Below are 26,123 nucleotides of genomic sequence, written 5' to 3'. Positions count from 1 at the left end.
ATGCCCTGGGTTGACGCTTGTGCTGCTGATGAAATCGAAGCCGAGGAAGCTAAGCGCTTCGAGAATGGCGACCGTACCTTCGCAATCTTCCGCAACGACGCGGACGAATTCTATTGTACAGACGGGCTTTGCACGCATGAGAAGATCCACCTTGCCGACGGTCTTGTCATGGGGAATACGGTGGAGTGCCCCAAGCATGCTTCCGTTTTCGACTTCACGACCGGCGAAGTAGAGACGCCACCGGCGTGCGAGAACCTCAAGACTTACAAGACAAAGGTCGAGGACGGCCGCGTGTATATCGAGGTCTGACATGTCCGATACCTTTACGCTTGCGGCATGCGCCGAGATGCTCTGGCGCGACCGGCCGATGGAATGGCGCGTCAAGCGCCTCACCGAAATAGGCTTCCAGGTCGGCCTCTGGAACTGGCCCGATCACGACCTCGCAATGCTGGAGAAATCCGGCGCGATCTTCTCGATCATGAACGGCTATCTGCGCGGCAGGCTTGCCGACGACGAGGGTGCCGCCGAACTGTTGAAGACAGCAAAGGAGACGGCGGGGGTTGGCAAGCGCCTCGGCGTCGCGCGGCTCAATTTGCACGGCACTGGGCTCGGCGATGGCGGCATGCCGGTCACGCCTTGCGAAACGATAACCGGCGCGATGTGGCTGAAGGCGCGCGAGACGCTGAACCGTATCGCGGATCTAGCCGAGGCCGAGGGAGTGACCTTCACGCTGGAGAATCTGAACCTTCCGGTCGACCATCCCGGCGTGCCGTTTGGGCGCGCCGAAGACACACTTGCGCTGGTGTCGAGCGTCAACCGACCGGGCCTGCGCCTCAATCTCGATCTCTACCATGCGCAGATCGGCGAAGGGAATCTGATCGCGCTCTGTCGCGCCTGTCTGCCTTGGATCGGCGAGGTCCAGGTGGCCGACGTTCCCGGACGCATGGAGCCCGGCACCGGCGAGATCAATTACCGGGGCATCGCCCGCGCGCTTAAAGACATGGGCTACCGCGGGCCGGTTGGGATGGAGGCGTTTGCCTCCGGTGATCCCGAGGCGGCGCTACTAGCCTTCCGCGAAGCTTTCACCGTCTGAGGAACAAGAATGGTCACCAAGAACACCCGGCCCACCGTCGCAGACATTCGTGCCATGAAGGCGCGCGGCGAGAAGATCTCGATGCTTTATGTCACCACGGAAGAAGAGGCCGCGGCCGCGAACGCGGCGGGGATCCAGATGCTGTCGATCGAGGGGCGCTTTTTCAGTCGTCAAATGCGTGAGGCGGCTGGGCGCTGCTTCGTCCAGGTCGGTCTGCCGTATGGTGGCTGGGGAACCTTTGAGGGCCGACCTCTCGCAACTGCCGAGGATTATCTGCGAGCAGCTTTCCACTTCGCAGCGATGGGAGGTGACTGCTTCTATTGCGCTGCCTCCTATGACATCCAGAAGACATTATGCGATAATCACGTGCCAATCGTCGCACATGTCGGCCTCATTCCTTCCTACATCACCTGGACAGGCTTTCGGGCGGTGGGCAAGACCGGGCAGGAAGCCCTGAAAGTCTGGCAGCAGGTGAAGCAGCTTGAGGCCATCGGCTGCTTCGGCGCCGAGCTTGAAGTTGTCCCTGACAAAGTCGGTGCATTCATCTCGAAGAACACTTCGATGATCATGCTCGGCATGGGGGCCGGGCCGGGAGCCGATGCGCAATATCTGTTCGCCGAGGACGTGCTTGGCCATACCGATGGCCATAAGCCGCGCCATGCCAAGACCTATCGCAATTTCGCGGCCGAGTATGCGCGGCTCCAACAGGAGCGGATTGCGGCGTTCAAGGAATTCGTCGCCGACGTCGGTTCGGGAGCCTACCCGCAGCCGCAGCACAATGTTGCGATCGCGGAGGCGGAATACCGTCAATTCCTGGAGCAGGCGAAAGCCTAAACCAGATCCAGAGACATCCTTCAAATGGGGAGGGACGGGCTCGTCCTCCATCAGCGGGCAAGCGAGACCGGCCTGTTGCCTGGTCTGGCGGCCGTACTGGTGGGTGACGATCCGGCCAGCGCCGTCTATGTCTCCTCAAAGCATCGCCAGACTATTGCCGCGGGGATGGCTTCCTTCGAGCACCGGCTGCCCGTGCGGACCACCGAAGATGACCTCCTCGGGTTGATTGAGAAGCTGAACGGCGATCCCGCAGTGCACGGCATCCTCGTGCAACTCCCGTTGCCGCCGCAGATCGATGCAAGCGCTGTGCTCAATGCCATTGTGCCGAGCAAGGACGTTGATGGATTTCATATCCAAAATGCCGGCAGCTTGGCGACCGGCCAGGAGGCGCTGGTGCCGTGCACACCACTTGGTTGCCTGATGCTCCTGAAGGAAAGGCTCGGCGACCTGTCCGGACTGCATGCCATCATCATCGGCCGCAGCAACATCGTCGGCAAGCCGATGGCCCAGTTGCTGCTGTCCGAAACTGCACCGTCACCATCGCGCACTCGCATACCCGCGATCTGGCGAGCATTTGCCGGTCAGCCGACATCCTGGTGGCAGCAGTGGGAAGGGCAGAGATGATCCGAGGCGATTGGATCAAGCCAGGTGCGGTCGTGATCGATGTCGGCATCAACCGCGTGACGCGAGACGGTAAGCCGCAGCTCGTGGGCGATGTCGCATTCGCAGAGGCGGCCCACGCCGGCGCCATAACGCCGGTCCCTGGCGGCGTCGGCCCCATGACGATCGCCTGCCTGCTTTCCAATACGCTGACGGCGTTCCGCCGCAGCCTTCAGGCGTAAGTCCGCCCAGGAAGAGAGCCAATGTTGAACTTTGCACTTCGCGTCAAATGCCGCTCAACCAGGGGGATTGTCGCGGCGATCTCGACGTTCCTCGCCGACCAAACCTGCAACATTACTGACAGCGCGCAGTTCGACGACGCCGACACCGGCAACTTCTTCATGCGGGTGAGCTTCCGCTCCGAAGGCGGATGGGGGCTGGAAGAACTCCGTTCGGGCTTCAAAGCAATCGCCTCGCAGTTCGGCATGGAGTGGGAATTCTTCGACGAGAGCGTCAAGCGCAGGGTCATCATAATGGTCTCGCGGTTTGGCCATTGCCTCAACGACCTTCTGTATCGCTGGCGTATCGGAGCGCTTCCGATTGACATCGTCGGAGTGATCTCCAATCACATGGACTACCAGAAGGTCGTCGTGAACCACGACATCCCGTTTCACCTCATCAAGGTAACGAAAGAGAACAAGGCCGAGGCAGAGGCACATCAGATGCGCGTGGTCGAGGACGCGGGCGCCGAGTTGGTCGTCCTGGCGCGGTACATGCAGGTTCTCTCGGACGAGATGTGCCAGAAAATGTCTGGCCGGATCATCAACATCCACCATTCCTTCCTGCCCTCGTTCAAAGGCGCCAATCCGTACAAACAGGCCCACGACCGAGGTGTGAAGCTGATCGGGGCTACGTCGCATTACGTGACGGCTGACCTGGACGAAGGACCCATCATCGAGCAGGACACGATCCGCGTGACGCATGCGCAGTCCAGCGAGGACTATGTCAGCCTCGGCCGCGACGTCGAGGCACAGGTGCTCGCCCGGGCAATCCACGCCCATATCCATCGTCGGGTTTTCCTCAACGGGAACAAGACCGTCGTATTCCCCGCGTCGCCTGGATCGTTTGCTTCAGAGCGATTGGGCTGACGTGGCTCGTGAACGCCTTGCCGTCATGGGCTGGATTTCAGGGCTAGCTGGCTACCGATTCTTCGAAGGTCTGGAGGGTTTCGGATGAAATCGCCTGTACTTGCACACAGACCCAAATGTCTTGATGAGATCAAAACTGCGATCGCGAAGCGCGAGCTTCGATTGACCCCCGCTCTCGAGAAGGTAGCTCGGCAAGCACTTGAAAAGCCGGAGATCATTGCATTTGAAAGCGCGGCCGCGATTGCCCGCCGCTGTGGCGTGGGCACTACTGCGCCGACAAGGCTTGCCCGCTGTTTTGGATTCTCCGCTTTTCGCGAGATGAAGAAGTTCTTTCAGGATAGTATGCGCGTTCGGGGCGGGCGTCCTTTGCCGCCAAGCCACGAACGTGGTTGACCAGCCTGAAAATCTTCGACACGCGTGCAGAGCTAGCGTTGGTCGTCAGATTGCTATGCCGACTAATCAAATCGCATTGAGTAGCGCCGGCAGCATGATCGCGTTCCGCTTACGCCGCAGACCGGCTGGAACTCAATGCTAGAAAAGGTCAGGTGGTGACGACGTCCACCCCACCTACGGTCCGCTCTCTAAGGTCACGAGAGCTGCCATTCCGCGTCCAGCCCCAATGAAGTCATTCCGGAACATGCCTCCGAACGGCCGCCATTGGCGCTAACTTCTCGTTCCGGCAGCGGGCAACTCCCCTTCCATCCTGACCACTTGGGTAGCCAGCTACTTGAGTTTTGACCCAGACTCCCCGGAAGGATTGAGGGCCCGCCGACCTTGCGTCGGCGCACCCCCAATGGCCTGTCAGACGGCGTGAGGTTTCAGCCATGGCTGCCCTTCGGCTTCGGCGCTATCGACGACTGCATCGACGAATGCCACACCCTTCAGCCCGTCATAAGCGGTCGGCACGTTCAACCCTATTGCCGCTGCCTTGCGCCCCTCGCGACGGGCGTGGATGGCTTCGGCAAAGCCGCGATAGAGATTGGCGAAGGCCTCCAGATAGCCCTCGGGATGGCCGGGCGGTGTGCGGGTTCGCACCTTCGCTGCCTCACTCAGATCGTCAGCACCCCGCTTGATGGTCTCGGTGCGACCGAACAGCGGTGAGAAAATCAGCTCGTTCGGTTGCTCCTGGAACCAGGTTAACCCGCCCTTTTCGCCGAAGACACGCAGCCGGATCCCGTTCGAGCAGCCGAGTGCGACCTGTGACGACCAAAGCAGCCCTCGCGCGCCCCCTTCGTAGCGCAGCAGCACATGGGCGTTGTCGTCAAGCACGCGTCCCTCGACGAAGGAAGCGAGGTCTGCTGTCAGGGACTCCAGCTTCAGCCCGGTCACGAAGCCAGCCAGATGATAGGCGTGCGTGCCGATGTCGCCGATCGAGCCGCCACGCCCCGATCGCTTCGGGTCGGTGCGCCAGGCGGCCTGGACATTGCCGGCGGTCTCGATGGCCGTCGCCATCCATTCCAGGGGATACTCCACCTGCACGATGCGGATCGCGCCAAGCTTGCCTGCTGCCACGATCTCGCGCGCCTCATGCACCATCGGATACCCCGAATAGGTATAGGTCACGCCCATGAAGCGTCCGGTCTCGCGCACCAGCTGCTCGAGCGCGATCGCGTCTTCGAGTGTGTTAGTCAGCGGCTTTTCGCAGATCACCTCGTAGCCGGCCTCGAGAAAAGCCTTGGCGATCGGAAAATGGGTGTGGTTTGGCGTGCAGATCGCCACCACGTCGATGCGATCCTCGCGATCGTTTTCCGCGGCGATCATGGCCTTGAAGTCGTCATAGGATCGGGCGGGATCGATACCTTGCGTTGCCGCGAAGCGGTGGCCGCGCGCTGCATCCGCGTCGAACGCGCCGGCTACAAGCTGGAAGGCGCCATCGAACCGGGCGGAGATGCGATGGATGTTGCCGATATAGGCGCCTTCGCCGCCGCCGACCATGCCGAGCCGAAGCGGTCGCTGAAAATCAGCAGTCACGAGCGTGCCCCCTGTCGATACCTAAAATGGCATCGTTGATCGTGCGGTCCGCACTGGCCTTGACGAAGTCGTCGAAGGCGCGTTCGGAAACGCGGATGATGTGATCGGCGATGAAGCGGGCTCCCTCGGCCGCGCCGTCCTCTGAATTCTTGAGGCAGCATTCCCACTCGAGCACCGCCCAGCCGTCGAAGTGGTAGCCGGAGAGTTTCGAGAAAATCGCCTTGAAGTCGATCTGTCCGTCGCCTGGGGAGCGGAAGCGGCCGGCGCGCCGGATCCAGGGCTGGAAGCCGCCATAGGCGCCGGTCTTACCGTCCGGCCGGAACTCGGCATCCTTGACGTGGAACATTTTGATGCGCTCGTGATAGTGGTCGATGTAGGCGAGATAATCGATCGCCTGCAGCACGAGATGGCTGGGGTCGTACATGATGTTGCAGCGCGGATGGTTGCCGACGCGCTCCAGGAACATCTCGAAGGTCAGCCCGTCATGCAGGTCTTCGGCAGGATGGATTTCGTAGCACAGGTCCACGCCACTCTCGTCGAAGGCATCAAGGATTGGCCGCCAGCGCCGAGCCTGCTCATCGAAACCGTCGTCGATCAGCCCATCCGTCCATTGCGGATAGGGATAGAGGAACGGCCACAGCAGCGAACCTGAGAAGGTGACATGGCGGTCTATGCCGAAACGCCTCGACGCCTTGGCGGCGAGATGAAGCTGCTCGACTGCCCACGCCTGCCGTGCGGCCGGATTGCCCCGCACCTCGGGTGCGGCGAAGGAATCCGCCGGATGATCGTAGGCGGGATGCAGGGCCACAAGCTGACCTTGCAGATGCGACGCCAGTTCGGTGACAACCAGGCCGTGTTCGGCGAGCTTGCCGGCATAGTCATCGCAATAGGTCTGGCTTTCAGCCGCTTGCTTCAAATCGATGACGCGCTTGTCCCAGGTCGGTATCTGCACGCCCTTGAAGCCCTTGGCCGAGGCCCAGCCGGCCAATCCCTCGATGCTGTTGAACGGTGCTTCGTCGCCCGCGAATTGAGCCAGAAACACAGCTGGCCCCTTAATGGTCCGCATCTTGCTCTCCTTCTGGCGGCAGGGCCGCCGGTTCATCCGTTATCGGAGCCGCCCAGAAGAGTGATGTGGGTCCTCACAGGGCAGCTGCTTTCTTTTCCGTCTCCGCTTCGACGGTTCCAATGGCTTCAGAGCGCCATCGCCTTCTCAGGCACGGCCATGGGACCGGGTGCGGCGCCAAGCACGGTCTGGTCGTAATCCACCACCGCACCCGTCATGAGACCCGCATCGTCCGAAACGAGAAAGTTGACCGCTCGTGCCGCCTCGCGGGGGTCGATCAGGCGTCCGAAGGGCAGGTGTGCAACGGCTTTCGCTTCCCAGTCGGGATCGCCCTTCTCGCTCGCCTGCAATTCCCGCTCGTGGTCGGACGCCATCCAGCCGATATCCAGCTGGTTGACGCGGATGCGGTTCTTCATGACGGAAAATGCCGTGTTGCGGGTCAGTGTCGCCAGTGCCGCCTTGGTGGCGCAGTAGACGTTGATGAAGGGCTGGCCGGCCTGCTGCGAAATCGAGCCGATGTTGCAGATCGCACCCTCGATGCCATGGCCGATCATGTGCCGGATGGCTTCCTGCATGAGGAAATAAGGTCCGCGTACATTCACGGCGAACAGGGCGTCGAACAATTCTGGCGACGTGTCGAGGATCGTGCCTCGGTCCGTCCGCGCGCCTGCATTGACCAGCACGTCGATTCTTCCGAAAACGCGCTCCGCTTCCGCGATCACGCGGCGGCAATCCTCGACATTGCCAAGATCGGCGTTGACATAGTGCACGGGCACGCCCGTGGCGTGCGAAATGTCTGCGGCCACCGCGCGGCCCTTGGTTTCGTTACGACCAAGTGTGACGAGGCCAGCGGCTCCGGCTCGGGCGAGCTGGCGAGCGATAGCCGCGCCCAGTCCTTGCGTCGATCCGGTGACGACGCAGATCTTACCATCCATCCGGTTCATGCCTTGTCCTCCACTGTGTAGCCAGCCGCGGCCATGACGCGCAGCAATTCCTTGTGACCTATTTTCGCCATTTCGAGCGGCGGGCTTTTGACGGGATCCTGCTCGGCTTCAACGACGAACCAGCCTTCGTAGCCGTGGCTCGCCAAGCGCTTGATGATCGCCTCGAAGTCGAGCGAGCCGTCGCCGGGCACGGTGAAGGCTCCCTTGACCACCGCGTCGAGAAAACTTTCCCGGGTGCGGTCGAGCCCGTCCACGACTGCCTGGCGGATATCCTTGGTGTGTACATGCGAAATGCGGGCGTGGTGCTTGTCGACCACCCGCAGCACGTCGCCGCCGGCAAAGGCCATGTGGCCGGCGTCGTAAAGCAGGGCCAGACCCTCGCCGGAATGTTTCATCAGGAAGTCGAGCTCTTCCTCGGTCTCGATCGGCGCGGCCATGTGGTGGTGGTAGGAAATCGGCATGCCCTCGTCCGAACACCATTCGGCGAAGGCAGTCATCTTGCGACCATAGATTCTGATCTCGTCTTCCGAGAGCCGCCGCTTGGTGGAAAGCGGCGCGGAGCGATCACCCTGTATGGTGCCTGCAGTCTCGCCGTAGACGATGCAGGGGGCATCGACGGCCTGGAAGAGCTGCATCTGCTGGGCGATGCGGTCTTTCTCCGCTTCGATATCGCCGTCAAGCAGCAGACCGGAGAACCAGCCGCCGCAGACGCTCATGCCGTGCTGCCTCAGAATGGGCTCGAGAACCGCCGCGTCCATCGGGAAGCGGCGGCCGGTCTCCATGCCGGCGAAGCCGGCCTCACGGGCCTGCCGCAGACACTCCTCCAGCGAAACGTCGTCGCTCAATTCGGCGAGGTCATCGTTCCACCAGGCGATCGGCGCGATGCCGAGCTTGGCTCTCATCTTGATCTCCATCATCATTCCAGCTGCCGCCGCCCACTTTTGGCGCCGCGAAAAAACTGCCGGAACAATGCTCAGGGAGTGTGGCATCGTTCCGGCAGAGGACGCCCCAGGGGGCGTCCGAAAAACCTAGACTCCGATGCGCTGCCGTTTGCGGCCTTCGGCTTGAATCGAATGGGCCTCGCGCACCTCGGCCCGCTCGCTGACCTGCGGCACGCCGACATCCCACCAGGCGTCGCCGGGTGTCCAGGTGTAGCCATCGGAGACGATGGTGATCACGGTGGTGCGATCCGTCCCTTTGGCCCACTCCACAGCCTGGCCGAGATCCGCAAGGCTCTCTACCCGCCGCGTGAGGGCGCCCATGGCCTCGGCGTGCTTGGCGAAGTCGACCGAAAACGGCTCCTTGACCCGGCAATCCTTGATCATGTTGTTGAACGACGCGCCGCCCTTGGCATTCTGCAGCCGGTTGATCACCGCATAACCGCCATTGTCACAGACGATCAGGATCATCTTGTGGCCGGCGAGGACCGATGAGTAGACGTCGGAATTCATCATCATGTAGGTGCCGTCGCCGATCATCACGATTGGCGTGCGGCTCGGATCCGCCATCGCCGCACCCCATCCGGCTGAGATCTCATAGCCCATGCAGGAAAATCCGAACTCGCAGTCGAAGGTGTTCGGCTCTTTCACGCGCCAGTTCTTCATGACTTCCCCGGGAAGCCCGCCTGCCGCGGTGATCAGCAGATCCCGCTCGCCGGCCTTCGCGTTGACCACGCCGACGACCTGCGCGTAAGTCGGAACCGGGTCATTCGTGGGTTTTTGGAATCCGTCGAGCGCGGTGTTCCACTTGGCAAACTCGACCTTGCCTTTTTCGGTCCAGCCGCTTTCGGCTTTCCAGTCACCGAGCGCGGCCTCGACCTCGTTGATGGTTTCCAGCGCATCGCCGACCACGGCGAGAGCCCGGTGCTTCGTGGCATCCCACCGCGCGGCGTTGATCGAGACGAATTTGGCGTCGGGGCTGAACGCACTCCACGATCCCGTCGTGAAGTCCATGAGCCGCGTGCCGACGGCCAGGATCACATCGGCCTCACCCGCAAGCGCGTTCGCCGATGTCGAGCCGACGATGCCAATGGGCCCGACATGGGCAGGATGGTCGTGCGTCACCGTGCCCCTACCGGCGATGGTTTCGGCAAGCGGAATACCGCGCGCCTCGGCGAATTTCGCAACAGCGGCCTCCGCACCGGAGTAACGCACGCCGCCGCCTGAAATGATCAGCGGACGCTTTGCCGCCTTGAGAAGACGCACCGCCTCTTCGAGACGCGCGCGATCCGGCCGGGGGCGCGGAATCGCATGGACCGTGGGTTCGAAGAAGGACTCGGGATAATCCCAGACGACCTCCTGCACGTCTTGGGGAAGGGCGATGAAAGCCGGCCCGCAGTCGGCCGGATCAAGCAGAACCGCGACCGCCTGGGGCAGCGAGGAGATGATCTGTTCGGGATGGACAATACGGTCCCAGTAGCGAGTCACCGCCTTGAACGCGTCGTTGACGTTTACTGTAGGATCGCCGAAGTGCTCGACCTGCTGCATCACCGGATCCGGCCGGCGGCTGACAAAGGTGTCGCCGGCAAGCATCAGTACCGGAAGCCGATTTGAATGGGCGACGCCTGCGGCGGTCACCATGTTCAGAGCGCCCGGGCCGATAGAGGTAGCGGCGATCATGATCTGGCGCCGGCGCTTCGCTTTCGCGAACCCGATCGCAGCCAGTGCCATCGACTGCTCGTTCTGGCCGCGCCATGTTGGCAGGACGTCCTGCGCGGCCTCCAAGGCCTCGGACAGGCAGGTGACATTGCCGTGACCGAAAATGGCGAACACGCCCGCAAACAGCGGAGCCTTGCTGCCGTCGATAACGGTGAATTGATTGCTTAAATAGCGCACGAGCGCCTGCGTCATGGTCAGACGAATGGTCTTCGTCATCGCTTCCTCCCTGGCGAATTTCCGTTGTGCAGACTATTACGAAATAGTCATTGACAAATCAACCTCTTTGCAACGATCATTGCAAAAATATTGTTGCGGAGGAATGCAATGCTGAGAATTGGCGTGCTCGGTTGCGGGCGCATCGGGCGCATGCATGCGGCCAATATCGCTGCACACCCACGAACGAAACTGGCGGCGGTGTATGACGTCAATCGCGCCGCCGCCGACGAAGTGTCAGCCATGCTCGGCCTTCCCGCGTTGGACTCGGCCGACGCCATGTTTGACACGGACGATGTGGACGCCGTGTTGATCGCGACGGCCACCGATACCCATGTCGACTACATTGAGCGGGCAGTGGCGGCCGGAAAGCCAGTGTTGTGCGAGAAGCCCATCGACCTTGACCTGATGCGTGTCGATCGCTGTGCCGCGAACATCCGTGGAAGCAAGCTGCCCATCATGATTGGCTTCGTCCGCCGCTTCGATCCCGGGCATGCTGCGGTGCGGGCGGCTATCCAGAGTGGCGAGCTCGGCGAGCTCCACCAGGTGATCATCACGTCGCGGGATCCTGGCATGGCGCCAGCTGCCTACATACGCGTGTCCGGCGGCATATTTCGCGACATGACAATCCACGATTTTGACATGGCTCGCTTCATGCTCGGTGAAGAGCCCGTTGAGGTCTTTGCGACCGGCAGCCGGCTGGTCGACCCGGACCTGATGGCCGAGACGAATGACTGGGATACGGTGACCGTGGTTTTGCGCACCGCCAGCGGCAAGCAGTGCATCATCAACAACTCACGACGCGCGGTCTATGGATACGATCAGCGCGTCGAGGCTTTCGGATCGGCCGGCATGGCGATTTCCGAGAACCGACGCGCGCATGAGGCCCGTATCTATGCCGATGGGCTGAGCGATCGGGCGCAGCCATACCTTCACTTCTTTATCGAGCGATACAGGGAAGCGTTCAACGCTGAAATCGACGACTTCGTCGACGCCATCGAAAATGGACGCCAGCCGTCGGTCTTATTCGAGGACGGACGCCTTGCGCTGGTCCTCGCCGAAGCAGCGATCAAATCTGTCGCAGAGCGTCGGGTGGTCAGCACCAGCGAGATCGGTGACGGCAATGTATGACAAATACGGACTTTTCATCGACGGTGAATGGCGCGCCGCTTCCGACCGAAGCACGGCGACCGTAGCCAGTCCCGTCACCGAACGCTCACTGGGCGACACTCCAACCGCGACGCTGGACGATACACAATCTGCCTTGGCGGCCGCCGAACGTGGCCTTTCTGCCTGGCGAGCAAAGAGCGCGTTCGAGCGCGCCGACGCGCTTCACGCTATCGCCGACGAAATGGGCCGGCGCAAGGACGAAGCCGCCCGCATGATTACGCTGGAGACGGGCAAGCCCATTGCCCAATCCGAACGCGAGTGGGTTCTGGCGACGGATCAGTTCCGGTGGTACGCCGAGGAGGCTCGGCGTGTTTATGGCCGTATCATCGAGAGCCGTGTCCCCGGAGGTCGCTTCGAAGTGCTGCATGAGCCGATCGGCGTCGTGGCGGCCTTTACGGCATGGAATTTTCCGGCCGCGCTCGTCGCCCGCAAGGTCGCCCCGGCGCTTGCCGCCGGTTGTTCGGCCATCCTTCGGCCTTCGAGCCAGACGCCAGGGGTCGCGATGGTGATGATCGACTGCCTGCGTGCGGGCAGGCTCCCCCCAGGCACGGTCGGTCTTCTCGTCGGGTCCACGGCCACAACCTACGTGCCGCTGATGGCGTCGGCGCTTGTGCGCAAGGTTTCGCTGACCGGGTCTACACGGGTCGGGCAGCAAATGCTGCGCGACGCAGCCGATACGGTGAAGAAGGTGTCGATGGAGCTTGGCGGTAACGCGCCTCTCATCGTCTTCGACGACGCGGATATCGAAAGGGCGCTCAACGTGTCCGTGCCCACGAAGTTCGCCAATGCCGGGCAGGTTTGCGTCACGCCAGACCGCTTTTTCATTCACGAAAAGGTCCATGATGCTTTCGTCGACGGGTTCGTCACGCGGGCGAAGGCCCTGAAGCTGGGTGATGGTCTCGATCCGACGGTGCAGATGGGCCCCTTGATCAATGCCAGGAGGACCGACGAAATCGAACAAATCGTTACCGACGCGGAAAAGGCCGGTGCCAGGATTGCCGCAGGCGGCCGCCGCTCGCCGGCGTTCAACGCCGGTCATTTCTTTGAGCCGACGGTCCTTACCGATGTTGCTGACGACATGACCGTGTTTGCCGAGGAGAATTTTGGTCCGATCGCGGCCATCACCCGTTTCTCGTCCGAAGAGGAGGTCCTGGGTCGGGCAAACGCCTCGAAGATGGGGCTTTCTGCCTATGCCTTCACCCGGGATGCGGGGCGCGCCCGCAGAGTTGTCGCGACGCTCAAGGCCGGAATGGTCGGCATCAACAGCTTTGCGCTAGCGGCTTCCGAGGCGCCGTTCGGCGGGACCAACCATTCCGGCATGGGCCGGGAAGGCGGCGCGGAAGGTATCCGGGACTATCTCGATACCAAGCTGGCTCAAATCGTATTCTAAGGAGCGTTTTTCATGATCAAGAACAGGCTCAAGCAGCTTTGGGCCGATGGGAAGCCGACCATCAATGGCTGGCTTTCGATCGGCAACAGTTTCACCGCCGAGATCATGGCGGCGCAAGGTTACGACTGCATCGGCGTCGACCTCCAACATGGAGCGCTCGATTACAGCGGCCTGCTGCCAATGCTCCAGGCGATGCGTGCCTCCGCTACGGTGCCGCTCGTCAGGGTGCCTTGGCTGGAGCCAGGCATCATCATGAAAGTGCTCGACGCAGGTGCTTACGGCGTCATCTGTCCGATGGTGAATACCGCCGAACAGGCGGCCGAGTTTGTCAGCTACGTGCGCTATCCGCCACTCGGCAGCCGAAGCTTTGGTCCGACACGTGTGAATTTCGCGGCCGGTGCCAATTACGCTTCTGAATCCAATGGCGAGATACTTGCCTTTGCCATGGTTGAGACGGCCGAGGCGATGGACAATCTCGACGCGATCGCTTCGACCCCTGGACTGGACGGGATCTACGTTGGTCCGGCCGACCTGACCCTCGGCATGACCCAGGGCCGCTTGCCGCCTGCCTTCGACCGCGAAGAACCGGAGATGATCGAGGCCATCCAGCATATCGTGGCGGCCTGCAAAAAAGCCGGCATAGCCGCGGCATTGCACTGTGGAACTCCGGCTTACGCGGCGCGTGCGATCGGGTGGGGCTACAACATGACCACCGTCTCCAACGACGTGCGCATGCTGGCCGGTGCGGCGGAAGCGAACGTCAAAAAGTTCAGGGAACTCACGGGCGGATCAAGCGTCAGCGCCGGTTCCAAGGGAGGGTACTGATGCCGCATGTTCTAGTTGCCGGGAAACTCCATCCGGCTGGAATTTCCTTGCTCGAACAGGCCGCCGGCATCACCTACGATTACGTGGAGGAAGTCTCCGAGCCAAGTTATGCCCCGCTGATCGACAAGGCCGACGGGCTGGTGATCCGCACACAGCCTCTCTCGGCGGCGACCGTTGAGATGGGGCACAGGCTCCGGATCGTGTCCCGCCACGGTGTCGGCTACGACTCTGTCGATTTGCCGTCCCTCAACAAGCGTGGGATCACGCTCGCCGTCGTCGGAGACGTCAATTCCATATCTGTCGCCGAGCACGCGATGATGATGCTCCTTGCCTGCGCCAAGCATGCTGTGCGCGGCGACCGGTCAGTTCGCGAGGGTGTGTGGAATTGGCGCAACCGGCTGGAAGCTTCGGAACTGGCCGGCAAGCGCCTGCTGATTCTTGGCTACGGCCGCATCGGCCGGCATCTCGCGAAGATGGCGGCTGCCTTTTCCATGGAAGTCGCCGCCTACGATCCGTATCTCGAAAAAATCGGATGGCCGGAAGGCCCTGCTAAAGCCGTCTCCGATCTGGCGTCGGCCCTTCAATGGGCGGATGCGATTTCCGTCCATGCTCCCAAGGGCGATGCTCCTGTGATCGGCGAGCGCGAGTTCGCCCTTCTGAAGCCGGGAGCCTGGCTCGTGAACACCGCGCGCGGCGGCGTCGTCGACGAAAAGGCACTTCTTGCAGCCCTTGCGTCTGGCAAGGTGGCGGCCGCTGGCCTCGACGTGTTCGACGAGGAACCCCCCGCCGCCGACAATCCGCTTCTGTCCTGCGATCAGGTGATCCTGTCGCCGCATATTGCCGGCCTCACCGCCGAATGCGGTGAACGGATGGCCGTGTCAGCTGTGCGCAATGTGCTCGATTTCTTCGAGAGCAGGATCGACCCGATGCTCGTGGTCAACGGCAAGGAGCTGAACGGCCATTGATAGCATCGCAGCCGCTAAGCAACCACCGGAAGCCGCTACCCAAGGTCTGTCAGTCCGGTGCAACAGGAAACCGTTGCAACAAAGCAGATGCCGCATTTGGGCAATCGCTTGAAAGCGATTCGGCATGAAGTCGCGCAAAAACATATCATATTAAAAACAGTTAGTTAATTGACATCGAAAATATTTGTTGCAAATTATAAAACTCTGCAATAAGCATTGTTGCACAAGAACTTCATATGCAATTTCCGTTGCAAAATGAGGCGAGGCGAGACTCCAAGAGCCGCCGGTCCATGGGAGGATGAACCACGTGTCTTTGCTTGAAGTGCAGGGCGTCGGCAAAAGCTTCGGAGCAATCCGCGCGCTGTCCGACGTCAGCTTTTCGATCGAACCCGGTGAAGTGGCCGGCCTGATGGGGGACAACGGCGCCGGCAAGTCGACAATGGTCAAACTGATTTCGGGAAATTTTCCCCCGACCGAAGGGCAGATCAGAGTCGGCGGCAAGGCCTGCCACTTCCATAAGCCGCTCGATGCTCGCGCCGAGGGGATCGAGGTCGTGTATCAGGATCTCGCGCTGGCGGACAATCTAACCGCCGCGCAGAACGTGTTTCTAGGCCGAGAACTCAAAAAGGGCATCTGGCCTTTCCGAATACTCGATAAGCAGGCGATGATCGATCGCTCCGCGGAGCTGTTCGGCGAACTGAAGTCAGAAACGCGGCCACGCGATCTCGTAAAAAAAATGTCGGGCGGTCAGCGCCAGGCAATTGCGATTTCACGGACCCGTTTGTCCAACGCCAGACTCGTCATTATGGACGAACCGACCGCTGCGATTTCCGTGCGCCAAGTTGCTGAGGTCCTGGAATTGATCCGGCGCATGAAAGCGCGCGGTGTCGCGGTGATCCTGATTAGCCACCGCATGCCAGACGTTTTTGCCGTGTGCGATCGCATCGTCGTTCTACGGCGCGGAACGAAGGTTGCCGACAAACCCACCCTTCAGACATCTCCGGAAGAAATCACCGGACTAATCACGGGAGCGATCCGTGCAGCCTAGTCAACCCGAAGCGATCCAGGAAAGCCACGCCTCGATTGCCGACGTCGTCGGCATCATGGAACAAACTGCGCTTCAGAAGTTGAGAAGTAGCCAGGCCTTCTGGGTCTCGGTCGCGCTCTTCGTCCTTGTCGCGTTTATGGCAGTGTTGGAACCGAGCTTCGGCACAGCCGAAAACGCAACCAACATCACCCGGAATTTCGCGCTGATCGCCATCATGGGCCTGGGCATGACCGTGGTGTTGATTACGGGCGGGATCGATCTTTCCGTTGGGTCAGTCATGGGCCTCGTGGCCATCGTGGCCGGTCTTCTACTGACCTGGCATTATCCTTGGTACGTGGCGTTCGCCTCCGGCCTTCTCGCTGGAGTTGCCTGCGGCGCGTTCAACGGCTTTTTCGTCGCCTATATCGGCATGCCGTCCTTCGTGGTCACACTCGGCATGTTGTCGATCGCTCGTTCACTTGCCGTGGTGCTGTCAGGCAACCAGATGCTCTACCAGTTCGGACCTGACGCGCCGATCGTGAAAGCGATCGGCCAAGCGAAGTGGCCGGTGCACTCGCTGGAGGGATGGGCTCCTTACTGGATACCGCAGTTCTCGTCCCATTTCTGGGTGATGGTGATCATGGCGCTAGCCCTCGGCTGGGTATTCATCTTCACCGCGTGGGCCCGCCATCTGTTCGCGATCGGCGGTAACGAGAATGCGGCACGCATGACGGGCGTGCCCGTCGATCGGATCAAGTTCCAGGCGTATGTTTTCTCGTCCTTCTGCGCCTCGATCGCATCCCTGCTGCTGCTTGGCTATAGCGGTTCGGCGATCAACGCCGTCGGCACCGGGTATGAATTGCGCGTCATCGCCGGCACAGTTATCGGCGGCGCAAACCTGATGGGGGGCTACGGCACAGCCTTCGGCGCGGTCATCGGGTCGGCCTTCCTCGAGGTCATCCGCAACGCCCTATTGATGGCAGGCATCGATTCCAACTGGCAGGGTGCCTTTGTCGGCATCTTCATAATTCTCGCTGTGCTTCTGGGTCTGGGTACTTCCGGCAAATCGCTGAAGTCCTTCTTCACCATCAAGCGTGGCTAGAGCTCTGCCGGCTTATGCCGGTGGAATATCCTGAGGTGAACACAGCAAACGGAGGAACATCGATGAAGAAATATCTTTTGGCGGCGGCGGTTGCCGCGTCCGCCCTGACGGCGGGGCAGGCCTACGCCCAGCAGAAACTCGTATTCGCGCTGGTGCCGAAGAACATGAACAACCCATATTTCGACCAGGCTCGTGATGGCTGCAAGAAAGCAGAGGCCGAGTCCAACGGCGCATTCGAGTGCATGTACATCGGACCCGGCGAGCACGGTGGCGGTGAGGAACAGGTTCAGATCGTGCAGGATCTGGTTGCCAAGAAGGTCGATGGCATCGCCGTTGCACCGGCGAACGCGGCAGCCATGGCCGTCGCTCTGCAAGCCGCGAAGGAAGCTGGTATTCCTGTTCTGACCTGGGACGCGGACGTGCTGCCCGAGAACAAGGACCTGCGCGCCGCCTATGTCGGAACGCACAACTACGAGATTGGCGTGAACCTCGCCAAGATCGTGCAGACGATCAAGCCGAAAGGCGGCACCATCTGCATCCAGTCGGGTGGCGCAGCTGCAGCAAACCATAACGAGCGCATGCAGGGCATCCGCGACACGCTCTCCGGGACCAAGTCAGCCGCTTCGCCCGGCGATCCCTTGACCGGTCAGAACGGCTGGACCGAGGCGCCAGGCTGCCCGCTCTATACAAACGACGACTTTCCGCTTTCGGTACAGCAGTTCCAGGACTACATGGCGAAGATGCCGAACCTTGACGCATTCGTGCCGACCGGCGGCTTCCCGCAATTTGTCCCGGACGCGAACCGTGCTGCGGTCGATCCCTACAAGGACAAGATCGCCAAGAAGGAACTGGCCCTTGTCGTTGCCGATACCTTGCCCACGCAGATTGACCAGATGAAGGAAGGATACTCCCTCGGCCAGGTCGGTCAGCGTCCGTTCGAAATGGGCTACAAGACGATGTTTGCGCTCAAGGACATGAAGGACGGCAAGCCTGCTCCGACCGATCCGACCTACACCGGCCTCGACGTCTGCACGCCGGAGACGGTCGCCACCTGCATCGCGAAGTAATAAAAAAGGGGGCGGGAGACATCCCGCCTTCTATTTCATGGCCGACCTACGGCCGATCCGCAAACGGCCGTCGCTGTCATGCCGGCCCTTCCAGCGCGACCCGCCGTCGTCACGACGAAAACAGATGCCGGAAGGGCCGCCATCGCTTGACGGAACTCCAACGACGTCTCCGGTGCAGCCGCGGCGCTCATGGGCCAACCAAAGGCCGGTTTGGTCTCATCGAACGCCCGCTCGCTCCATGCCGGGGTATTCGGGCGGGAATTCCGAACGGCCCTTGAGGACAACCTAAGTGGTAATGTGAGGCTGTTTTAGCAGAAGCGAGGCGAACGCCTGGGTCGGCTAGACAGAGCGGTTCGGGCACAATCACTGGATCATGAAGCGCGAGCTGAACGGTAGGCTCGCCGCTCCCACGGCCTTCGGGCTGATGGTGACCCGCGCCGGCAACGCTTCGATGGTGACGAATTCGCGGTTGATGTCGGCGCACAACGCCTTGGCGATTTTCCGCGGCGCATAGCTGGACAGGACGACCGTCCTGAACTCAACAAACTGGGTCAGCGCCGAAATCGACGCTTTCAGGCGATTGGAGCATTCCCCCAGCCATTCGCTGTAGGCCTCTCCGAGATCAGGCCACTCCGGGTTGCTGCTCCAGATGATTTGGGACGGGCGCCCGCGCTCGGTCAGTTCGCTCTCCAGGCGCACAAGGCCATGATCGAAGCTTGCGCTGGAGTTTCCCTTGTAGATCTGGTGATTGAGGATAAGCCTGCTTTGTAGTCTCGCGCCGAGATAGAAGAACAAATAGTCGTTCAGCGGCTTTGCGACGCCGAACATGCTCTCGCCGCCGGCTGCCGCGGTGATGTCGTTCTGCACGAAAACCGGCAGCTTGCTCTGCTCTTCGATCTCGCCTTGCAGAGCCTTCAAGGAGGTGCTCGATCCGTTGCGGATTGCAGCCATGGCGTCGACTTCGTCGGGAACAGCCAGCCCGATGCCGGCGACCCGGCCGCGCGCCTCGATCGGCAGGCTCGTCATGGCCTGCCCGATCGCTCCCAGCAAATCGCTGCTTTGCGGAAAGGGATTGGCTTCATCCGCCGGCAGCTGCTTGTGGAAGCGCACGGTGCCGATGAAGTCGATGAGCGCGATGTCGATCCTGCGCCGGCTGAAGCCGACGCCGACCGCATAGGCGCCCTCCGGATTGAGCGAAAGCGGGATGGTGGGCGGCCCGACGCGGCCGCGCTGCGCCTCGCCCTGCGAGACCAGGCCTTCCTGCTCGAGCGAGCGGACGATGACCGAGGCCGTCTGCGCCGACAGGCCGGTCTTCTCGCCGATTTCCATCCGCGAAATGCCTTCGTTCTGAAGCAGCAACGATAGCACCAGCCGCTCATTGTAGCTGCGGACGCTCAACGCATTCAGCCCGCTCGCACGATCCGCGATGCGCAAGGGATTGGGTGGTGCGAATCTCATGTCAGGCAAGGGTCGCCCCGTCGGTAAGAGCGCGTTGCCTGGCAGCGATTTGGTTGCTCATGTCGAGCGGCTCCAGCCGATGGCGTCGACCGCGCGGGCCAGCTCCGTGCCCAGCAATCTGTGGGCTTCGGCATCGATGTGAAACCCGTCCGCTTCGCTGCAGGATACCACCGAGCCGGCATCGAAAAAGTGCAGTTCGAGCGAGTCCGCCAGAACCTCGAACTCGAGCGCCAGCAGGCGCGATTTCTCCGGCGCGCCGGCGAAGATGGACTTCCATTCCTTGACGTCGTCCTGCATCGGCGGCGGCGCCACGATCATGATTTCGGGCGTGGTGCCGCCCGGACCTGGCGCCAGCTCCTTGATGTCGTAAACGAGGCAGCCGATCCCCATCGCCACTTCCGACGGCGGCTTGTTGAAGCGGATCTTCAGGTCGTTAGTGCCGAGCATGATGATGACGAGGTCGAGCGTCGCATGGCTCTGCAGGCAAGGGCGAAGATAGGTTCGGCCGTTCTTGTGTGCTCCCTCGATCGGATCGTCATGGACGGTGGTGCGACCGCTCAATCCTTCCTCGATGACATACCAATCGGCCCCCAGCTGTGCACGCAGTATCCCCGGCCAACGCTCATCGGGACCATAGCGCTCGAGCGGCCCCCTGCCGGGGATCTGGCCGTGCGTGTTGGAGTCGCCGTAGCACAATACTGATCGCATGTTTTTCCCGCCGGGACTGACAGCGCGCCGAAGCCGGCGAGCGCCATTCATGATGGATAGAGGAGCGGTGAAAGGCAAGCAAGGGAATAGTCATTCAACATGACTAACTATTGACAGGCCGAATCCGCTGTGCTTCTAAAGTGCCCGGAGGAGTTCTCAACCGTCATCATCGTCCAGCCCAGGTTGGACCTCGACACGCATGTGTTCGGGGGCGGGAGAATTGCGTGCATCGGTCGGTTTGCGACGACGAGCGTGCATTGGGAGAGCGTCTCGCGGCCGTACGCATTCGTACGGCCGGGGCAACCACAAGGAGGAGAATTCAATGTTAGGATTGCTGAAAACCGTCAGTCTGGGAGTGCTCGTTGTATCAGCGCTTGCCGTAACATCCCTGGCGCATGCGGAAGATGTCAAGCTGATGGACGGCGTCGCGCCGCGCCCCGACGACACGCGCATGACCGCGGCCGGTGCGTTCAAGAAGGACCCGCCCTGGGTCATCGGAATGAGCGACTTCGGCGTCAACGCAAACACCTGGACCGTGCAGGTGGCGCACGAGGCGGAAAATGCCGCAGCAAAGGACAAGCGCATCTCGAAGTTCATCCTGCTCGATGCCGGCTTCGACCAGAAGAAGCAGGTGGCCGATATCGAGGATCTGATCGCGCAACATGTCGACGCGATCATCGTTCAGCCGGTGACCAGCACATCGGCCAACGCCAGCATCGCCAAGGCGGTCGCCGCCGGCATCCCCGTCATTCTTCATACCGGCCGCATCGATTCCGATGCCTACACCACCGAAATCCAGGGCGGCGCCGAACATTTCGGCAAGGTGATGGGCGACTGGCTGGTGAAGACCGTCGGCGACAACGGCAAGATCTGGGTCCTGCGTGGCCTGGCCGGCCATCCGGAAGACACTAACCGCTACAACGGCCTCTTGGAATCGCTCAAGGGCACGCATGTGCAGATCACCGCCGAGGAGCATGGCGACTGGCAGTACGACAAGGCCAAGAAGCTGTGCGAGACACTCTATCTGAACAATCCGCAGGTCGACGGCATCTGGTCGTCCGGCGCCGACATGACACGCGCCTGCGTCGACGTCTTCAAGCAGTTCGGCACGCCCATTCCACCGATTTCGGGCGAGGGCAACAATGGCTATTTCGGCCAGTGGATCACGGACGGATTCAAGTCGATCTCTCCCGAATACAGCCCCGCCCAGGGCGCCGCCGGCGTGCGCGCCGCTGTTGCGCTGCTTGAGGGTCAGCAGCTCTACAAGCGCTATGTCTACAACCCCGACGGCTGGGACAAGGACAAGGCTGCCAAATACTATCGCGACGATTTGACGGCCAATGTCTGGTGGCCGAGCGAACTGCCGGTGGACAAGCTCAAGGAATATTACGGCAAGAAGTGACGGCGCCGTGGCTGGCGGGGAGTGGACAAGCATTCCCCGCAGGCCGTTCCATCTGTCGAATCCGGTTCGTTCGAGGGTTTCGTGACCAATCTTATCGAGATGTCCCACATTTCGAAGGCGTTCGGAGGGAGCAAGGCGCTCCACTCCGTTTCCCTCGATCTGAAGGCGGGCAGCGTCCACGCCCTGATGGGGGAGAACGGCGCCGGGAAATCGACGCTCATGAAGATCCTGGCGGGCGTGCATCAGCCCGATTCCGGCGAAATCTTCATGAACGGGGAAAAGCTCGATCTGAAGTCGCCGCGCGACGCGCTGGATGCCGGCATTTCGACCGTTTTCCAGGAGCACTCGCTGCTGCCCAATCTGTCGATCGCAGAGAACATGTTTCTCGGCCGGGAGCCGACGACCCGGTTCGGCTCGATCGACTATCCCGAGATGAGCAGCCAGACCGCCAAGGCGCTTGGCGAACTCGGCCTCACCCTCGACCCATCACAACTCGTCTCCAACCTGACGATCGCCGAGCGGCAATTCGTCGAGATCGCGCATTGCATCCAGGCGGACGCCAGCGTGCTCATCCTGGACGAGCCGACGGCGGCGCTGAACGCGGCCGACGTCGATGTGCTCAACCGCAACATCCGCCGGCTGCGCGATAAGGGAAAGGCTGTTGTCTACATCTCGCATCGCATGGAGGAGATCTTCGAGCTGTGCGACACGGTCACGGTGCTGAAGGACGGCGCGCTGGTCGGCACCAGGGTGGTATCCGAGATCACCACCGACGAACTCATCGCCATGATGGTCGGACGCGAACTCCAGGACCTTTTTCCCGATCGCACGGGCGACAAGGGCGACGAGATCCTGCGCGTCGAAAACCTCAGGATCACCGAGACATCGCAGCCGCTGTCGCTGACTTTGCACAAGGGTGAGATCGTCGCTTTGGCAGGGCTGGAGGGGCAGGGCCAGCAGCGCTTCCTGAGATCGCTGATCGGCCGCTACCATCCCTTTGCGGGGACGATTTCCATCAACGGCAAAGCGCTCAAGATGCCGCTCTCGACATCATCAGGCGTTCGCCATTTGCAGCAGCTGAAGGTCGGTTTCGTTCCCGAAGACCGCAAGGAAGAGGGGCTCTTTCTCGCCCTGCCGATCGCCCACAACATTGCCATCGGATTGCATTCGAGGCGATCCGAACTTGCGTCGGCGCGATCCTATCGAAGCGTTATCGCCCGCTTGATGGAGGTCATGAACATAAAGGCGGTAGGTCCATCCGCTCCGGTCGCCTCCCTATCGGGCGGCAACCAGCAAAAGGTTCTGCTCGGCCGCTACCTCGCCGCGGATCTCGATCTTCTGCTGGTGGAGGAGCCGACCCGCGGCGTCGACATCGGCGCCAAGTCGGAGATCTACCACCTGCTGCGCGACTTCACCCGCAAGGGCGGCGCGGTGCTGGTGTTGTCGCGCGAGACGATCGAGTTGATTGGGCTCTGCGACCGCATCTACGTCGTCCACCACGACACCATCGTTGCCGAAATGCCGGCGGCGCAGGCGACGGAACACAAGATCCTCGACGCGGCCCTGATGGGCGGCTCCACGCGCCAGCATTAGGGGCTTCCATGTATCATTCGCTGTTCAACATCCTGAGTGGCCGGAACACACGACAGGGCCTGTGGGGCCTGCCGCTGCTGGTCGCCTTGCTCATTTCGCTGTGGCTGACCGTCGAGACGACACAGTTCGCCACGGCCGAAAACCTTTTCAACCTGGTTGCCCAGGCGATGCCGCTGATCATCGCGGCGCTCGGACAGCTCATCGTCGTGCTGATCGGCGGGCTCGACCTGTCCGTCGGCTCGGTCATCAGCTTCACGACGGCGGTGCTGGCGCTGGACCAGCCGGCGATCGTGCTGATCCCGGCGGTCTTTCTGCTGGCCGCGTTCATCGGGTTGATCAACGGCCTGGCGATCACCCGCTTCAACGTCCATCCGATCATCGCGACGCTGTCGACGCAGTATATCGTGCTTGGCATCACGCGCATCTTACGTCCCGTCTCCGGCGGCACCGTGCCGGAAATCGTCATCGCTGCCGTTTCCGGCAGTTTCCTCGGCATTCCCTATCCGGTTTTCTGGGGGATCGTCGTGATCCTGGTGGGCTGGAAACTGCTCTACGGATCGCGGTACGGGCTGCATCTGTTCGCGATCGGTGGCGGCATCGCTTCCGGTGCCGAGAGTGCGGCCCGCAACTTCGGCGTCTCCGACCGTCGCAACATCATCCTCGCCTATGTGGTCTGCTCCTGTTTCGCGGCCGTTGCCGGTGTCTTCCTGGCCGGGCGCATCGTGTCGGGCGATCCGAATGTCGGGCTTCTTTTCGAGCTCGACACCGTCACCGCCGTAGCCCTTGGAGGCACTCAGCTTTCCGGCGGCATCGGCAGCCTGCACGGCACGGTGATCGGCGCGCTGGTGATGGCGCTGCTGGCCAACGGCATGAACCTTGCCAACGTCTCGCCCTTTGTCCAGACCGCGATCAAGGGCGGCATCCTGCTGGCGGTGGTCGGGCTGCAATCCCGCAAGAAAATGGGGCTCTGAGCGATGGCTGCCGTTCTTGCAAGTCCGATCGCCCGGCGCCTGCTGCGCATCCCGCCGTCCTATTTTGTTTTCATCGTGCTTTTGGCCACACTGTGGATCGCGCGGCCGAACATGCTCAACCTCAACATCATGGGCATCTTCATCCGGCAGATCGTTCCGCTTGGCATCCTGGTGCTGGGGCAACTCGTCGTCATGCGGGTGAAGTCGATCGACCTCTCCGGCGGCGGCATCATCCTCTTGATCAACTATTTCATCTCGTCGGGCAGCTTCCCCGGCGCGTCGCTGCCATTCTTCGTCGTGTTGGCGCTCGCCACCGGCCTCGTCATCGGCCTGTTCAACGGCTTCATGATCGGCAACCGGCGGGTATCAGCGGTGATCGTCACGCTGGCGGTCAGCATCATCCTGGTCGGGCTGGTGCAGTTCCTGTCGAGCGGCAATCCACCCGGCGACGTGCCGAAGCTGTTCAACGACCTCTACAACACGAAATTCCTGTCGGTTCCGACGCCGGTTCTGTTCTGGATCCTGCTGACCGCCGCAGTGTCGCTGCTGCTGTCGCAGACGGTGTTTGGCCGCTATGTGGCCTCGGTCGGGGAGAATGCCGAAGCCGCCCATTTTTCCGGCGTGCCGGTTCAGCGCACCGTCATCTTGGCGCATGCGCTCGCCGGCCTGATCGCGGCGATCGCGGCTCTGGTGCAGACCGGTTCGATTGCCGTTGGGAGCGTCCGCGTGGGCCTCGATCTGCCGATCCTGGCCGTCGCGGCAACGATCCTTGGCGGCGTCGTCTTCGGCCGCGGCGACGGCGGCGTCTGGGGGCCATTCTTCGGTGCGCTGTGTTTTGCGCTGCTGTTCGTGGTGATGACGGTGCTCGGCATCGACGAGCCCGGCAAGCTCATCGCCCAGGGCGTCATCATCCTCGGCGCGGCGATCTTCTACGGAGTGCGCGTGCGAACCCCATGACTTGAGACAGCGAAAGGCAACACCGCCCGGCGCTGGCCGAGACCGACAAACCGCGCGTTCAGACAATTGTAAACAGATGGAGAGACATAGATGTCACCGCCAAAAAACATCATGTGCTATGGCGACTCGCTGACCTGGGGCTGGGTTCCGGTCAAGGAGGGGTCACCGACCTACCGCTACCCCTATGACCAGCGCTGGACGGGCGTGATGGCGGCGGCGCTCGGCGAAGGCTATCACATTATCGAAGAAGGCTTGAGCGCGCGCACGACCTGCCTCGACGACCCCAATGACCCGCGCCTGAACGGGGCCAGCTACCTGCCCTCGGCCATCGCCAGCCATCTGCCGCTGGATCTGGTCATCGTGATGCTCGGCACCAACGACACCAAGTCTTATTTCCGCCGGACGCCTTACGAGATCGCCAATGGAATGGCGAAACTGGTCGGGCAGATCCTGACAAGTGCCGGCGGTGTCGGCACGCCCTATCCGGCTCCGAAGGCGCTGGTAATTGCGCCGCCGCCGCTCACCCCGATGCCCGACCCATGGTTCGAGGGCATGTTCGGCGGCGGTCACGAAAAGTCGAGGGATCTGGCCAGGCAGTACAAGGCGATGGCCGATTTCATGAAGATCGACTTCCTCAACGCCGGCGATTTCGTCACCACGGACGGTGTCGACGGCATTCACTTCACCGCCGAAAACAACGCCGATCTCGGGCGCGCGGTCGCCGACAAGGTCAGATCGATTCTTGGGCCAAGCCGCGTCAGCACCGCCGCCTGAAGCTGCAACCCCGCCGGCTTGCGGCACACAGGCCGACGGAGTGTGTCGCACCTTCTCCCGTGATGCACAAAATACGGGGCCGGACGATGAGTTCGACCCCGTATTTAGTTGTGTGCGTCAAGTTCTGCAAAATGGCGTGGCATTGCGGTGACGTCGGCGTGTCCGCCGCGCAGCCCCCGTGTTTAGCGGAG

Annotated in this window: 24 protein-coding genes and 1 pseudogene; 18 read left to right on the top strand and 7 right to left on the bottom strand. The window is 61.7% G+C overall.

The annotated features are described in order from the left end of the window. From NKJ20_RS00130 to NKJ20_RS00105, 6 genes and pseudogenes are all read left to right on the top strand, one after another. A complete protein-coding gene (locus NKJ20_RS00130; protein ID WP_023718630.1) occupies window positions 1–309 on the top strand; it encodes a MocE family 2Fe-2S type ferredoxin in 309 nt (102 codons plus the stop codon). A gap of 1 nt (window position 310) precedes the next feature. After that, window positions 311–1,093, top strand: a complete 783-nt coding sequence (locus tag NKJ20_RS00125) for a TIM barrel protein (RefSeq protein WP_352741893.1) — start codon at window positions 311–313, stop codon at window positions 1,091–1,093. Window positions 1,094–1,102: 9 nt separating this feature from the next. Continuing rightward, window positions 1,103–1,927, top strand: a complete 825-nt coding sequence (locus NKJ20_RS00120) for a 3-methyl-2-oxobutanoate hydroxymethyltransferase (RefSeq protein WP_352741891.1) — start codon at window positions 1,103–1,105, stop codon at window positions 1,925–1,927. A 66-nt stretch (window positions 1,928–1,993) separates the two neighbouring features. Further along, window positions 1,994–2,769 (top strand): annotated as a pseudogene (gene folD / locus NKJ20_RS00115) (bifunctional methylenetetrahydrofolate dehydrogenase/methenyltetrahydrofolate cyclohydrolase FolD); the annotation flags it as partial. Window positions 2,770–2,790: 21 nt separating this feature from the next. After that, window positions 2,791–3,675: a formyltetrahydrofolate deformylase gene (gene purU / locus NKJ20_RS00110; protein ID WP_352589372.1), complete on the top strand. Its 885-nt coding sequence runs from the start codon at window positions 2,791–2,793 to the stop codon at window positions 3,673–3,675. An 84-nt stretch (window positions 3,676–3,759) separates the two neighbouring features. Continuing rightward, the gene (locus NKJ20_RS00105; RefSeq protein WP_084642600.1) at window positions 3,760–4,068 is read left to right on the top strand and encodes a MurR/RpiR family transcriptional regulator; all 309 of its coding nucleotides are present in this window, start codon (window positions 3,760–3,762) and stop codon (window positions 4,066–4,068) included. A 408-nt stretch (window positions 4,069–4,476) separates the two neighbouring features. On the opposite strand, the gene NKJ20_RS00100 is transcribed toward NKJ20_RS00105, so the two are convergent. From NKJ20_RS00100 to iolD, 5 genes are all read right to left on the bottom strand, one after another. Then, a complete protein-coding gene (locus NKJ20_RS00100) occupies window positions 4,477–5,610 on the bottom strand; it encodes a Gfo/Idh/MocA family protein (protein WP_023718623.1) in 1,134 nt (377 codons plus the stop codon). Window positions 5,611–5,635: 25 nt separating this feature from the next. After that, a complete protein-coding gene (locus tag NKJ20_RS00095) occupies window positions 5,636–6,712 on the bottom strand; it encodes a sugar phosphate isomerase/epimerase family protein (RefSeq protein ID WP_352741888.1) in 1,077 nt (358 codons plus the stop codon). 125 nt (window positions 6,713–6,837) lie between these two features. Next, window positions 6,838–7,653 carry an SDR family oxidoreductase gene (locus tag NKJ20_RS00090; RefSeq protein WP_352494519.1) on the bottom strand — a complete coding sequence of 272 codons (816 nt, stop codon included), beginning with the start codon at window positions 7,651–7,653 and terminating at the stop codon, window positions 6,838–6,840. Continuing rightward, window positions 7,650–8,555 (bottom strand): myo-inosose-2 dehydratase, encoded by a 906-nt coding sequence (gene iolE / locus NKJ20_RS00085; RefSeq protein WP_352741886.1) that lies wholly within the window; start codon window positions 8,553–8,555, stop codon window positions 7,650–7,652. The genes NKJ20_RS00090 and iolE overlap by 4 nt, the downstream gene beginning before the upstream one ends. A gap of 126 nt (window positions 8,556–8,681) precedes the next feature. Then, on the bottom strand, window positions 8,682–10,502 hold the full coding sequence (gene iolD, locus NKJ20_RS00080; RefSeq protein WP_502902793.1) for a 3D-(3,5/4)-trihydroxycyclohexane-1,2-dione acylhydrolase (decyclizing): 1,821 nt from the start codon (window positions 10,500–10,502) through the stop codon (window positions 8,682–8,684). 132 nt (window positions 10,503–10,634) lie between these two features. On the opposite strand from iolD, the gene iolG reads away from it, so the two are divergent. The 7 genes from iolG (at window position 10,635) to NKJ20_RS00045 (ending at window position 18,069) form a co-directional block, all read left to right on the top strand. Further along, a complete protein-coding gene (iolG, locus tag NKJ20_RS00075) occupies window positions 10,635–11,654 on the top strand; it encodes an inositol 2-dehydrogenase (RefSeq protein ID WP_352741883.1) in 1,020 nt (339 codons plus the stop codon). Further along, window positions 11,647–13,083, top strand: a complete 1,437-nt coding sequence (locus tag NKJ20_RS00070; protein WP_352741881.1) for an NAD-dependent succinate-semialdehyde dehydrogenase — start codon at window positions 11,647–11,649, stop codon at window positions 13,081–13,083. The genes iolG and NKJ20_RS00070 overlap by 8 nt, the downstream gene beginning before the upstream one ends. Window positions 13,084–13,095: 12 nt before the next feature. Next, window positions 13,096–13,908 (top strand): HpcH/HpaI aldolase family protein, encoded by an 813-nt coding sequence (locus tag NKJ20_RS00065; RefSeq protein ID WP_352741879.1) that lies wholly within the window; start codon window positions 13,096–13,098, stop codon window positions 13,906–13,908. Beyond that, on the top strand, window positions 13,908–14,873 hold the full coding sequence (locus NKJ20_RS00060; protein ID WP_031193884.1) for a hydroxyacid dehydrogenase: 966 nt from the start codon (window positions 13,908–13,910) through the stop codon (window positions 14,871–14,873). Before NKJ20_RS00065 ends, NKJ20_RS00060 begins: the two co-directional genes overlap by 1 nt. A gap of 298 nt (window positions 14,874–15,171) precedes the next feature. Beyond that, window positions 15,172–15,921 (top strand): ATP-binding cassette domain-containing protein, encoded by a 750-nt coding sequence (locus NKJ20_RS00055; RefSeq protein ID WP_352821219.1) that lies wholly within the window; start codon window positions 15,172–15,174, stop codon window positions 15,919–15,921. 55 nt (window positions 15,922–15,976) lie between these two features. Continuing rightward, window positions 15,977–17,002 carry an ABC transporter permease gene (locus tag NKJ20_RS00050; RefSeq protein ID WP_502895039.1) on the top strand — a complete coding sequence of 342 codons (1,026 nt, stop codon included), beginning with the start codon at window positions 15,977–15,979 and terminating at the stop codon, window positions 17,000–17,002. A gap of 62 nt (window positions 17,003–17,064) precedes the next feature. After that, complete coding sequence (locus NKJ20_RS00045) at window positions 17,065–18,069, top strand: substrate-binding domain-containing protein (protein ID WP_352494514.1); 1,005 nt, start codon at window positions 17,065–17,067, stop codon at window positions 18,067–18,069. A gap of 363 nt (window positions 18,070–18,432) precedes the next feature. On the opposite strand, the gene NKJ20_RS00035 is transcribed toward NKJ20_RS00045, so the two are convergent. Together NKJ20_RS00035 and NKJ20_RS00030 are read right to left on the bottom strand one after the other, a co-directional pair. Next, on the bottom strand, window positions 18,433–19,527 hold the full coding sequence (locus NKJ20_RS00035) for an ROK family transcriptional regulator (protein WP_352741874.1): 1,095 nt from the start codon (window positions 19,525–19,527) through the stop codon (window positions 18,433–18,435). 57 nt (window positions 19,528–19,584) lie between these two features. Then, window positions 19,585–20,235: an SGNH/GDSL hydrolase family protein gene (locus NKJ20_RS00030; RefSeq protein WP_023675551.1), complete on the bottom strand. Its 651-nt coding sequence runs from the start codon at window positions 20,233–20,235 to the stop codon at window positions 19,585–19,587. Between the two features lie 322 nt (window positions 20,236–20,557). Between NKJ20_RS00030 and NKJ20_RS00025 the strand changes: the two genes are divergently transcribed. From NKJ20_RS00025 to NKJ20_RS00005, 5 genes are all read left to right on the top strand, one after another. Further along, on the top strand, window positions 20,558–21,637 hold the full coding sequence (locus tag NKJ20_RS00025) for a substrate-binding domain-containing protein (protein WP_352741872.1): 1,080 nt from the start codon (window positions 20,558–20,560) through the stop codon (window positions 21,635–21,637). An 81-nt stretch (window positions 21,638–21,718) separates the two neighbouring features. Beyond that, the gene (locus NKJ20_RS00020; protein ID WP_352494510.1) at window positions 21,719–23,230 is read left to right on the top strand and encodes a sugar ABC transporter ATP-binding protein; all 1,512 of its coding nucleotides are present in this window, start codon (window positions 21,719–21,721) and stop codon (window positions 23,228–23,230) included. A gap of 8 nt (window positions 23,231–23,238) precedes the next feature. Further along, on the top strand, window positions 23,239–24,201 hold the full coding sequence (locus NKJ20_RS00015) for an ABC transporter permease (protein ID WP_352644219.1): 963 nt from the start codon (window positions 23,239–23,241) through the stop codon (window positions 24,199–24,201). Window positions 24,202–24,204: 3 nt separating this feature from the next. Further along, the gene (locus NKJ20_RS00010; protein ID WP_352685571.1) at window positions 24,205–25,158 is read left to right on the top strand and encodes an ABC transporter permease; all 954 of its coding nucleotides are present in this window, start codon (window positions 24,205–24,207) and stop codon (window positions 25,156–25,158) included. Between the two features lie 90 nt (window positions 25,159–25,248). Next, the gene (locus tag NKJ20_RS00005) at window positions 25,249–25,932 is read left to right on the top strand and encodes an SGNH/GDSL hydrolase family protein (RefSeq protein WP_352685570.1); all 684 of its coding nucleotides are present in this window, start codon (window positions 25,249–25,251) and stop codon (window positions 25,930–25,932) included. The last annotated feature ends 191 nt before the right edge of the window (window positions 25,933–26,123 follow it).

The organism is Mesorhizobium sp. M0185 (assembly GCF_040322175.1).
Lineage (GTDB): Bacteria > Pseudomonadota > Alphaproteobacteria > Rhizobiales > Rhizobiaceae > Mesorhizobium.
The sequence above is the reverse complement of the archived record's forward strand: the minus strand, read 5'-3'. Positions and strand labels throughout refer to the sequence as shown.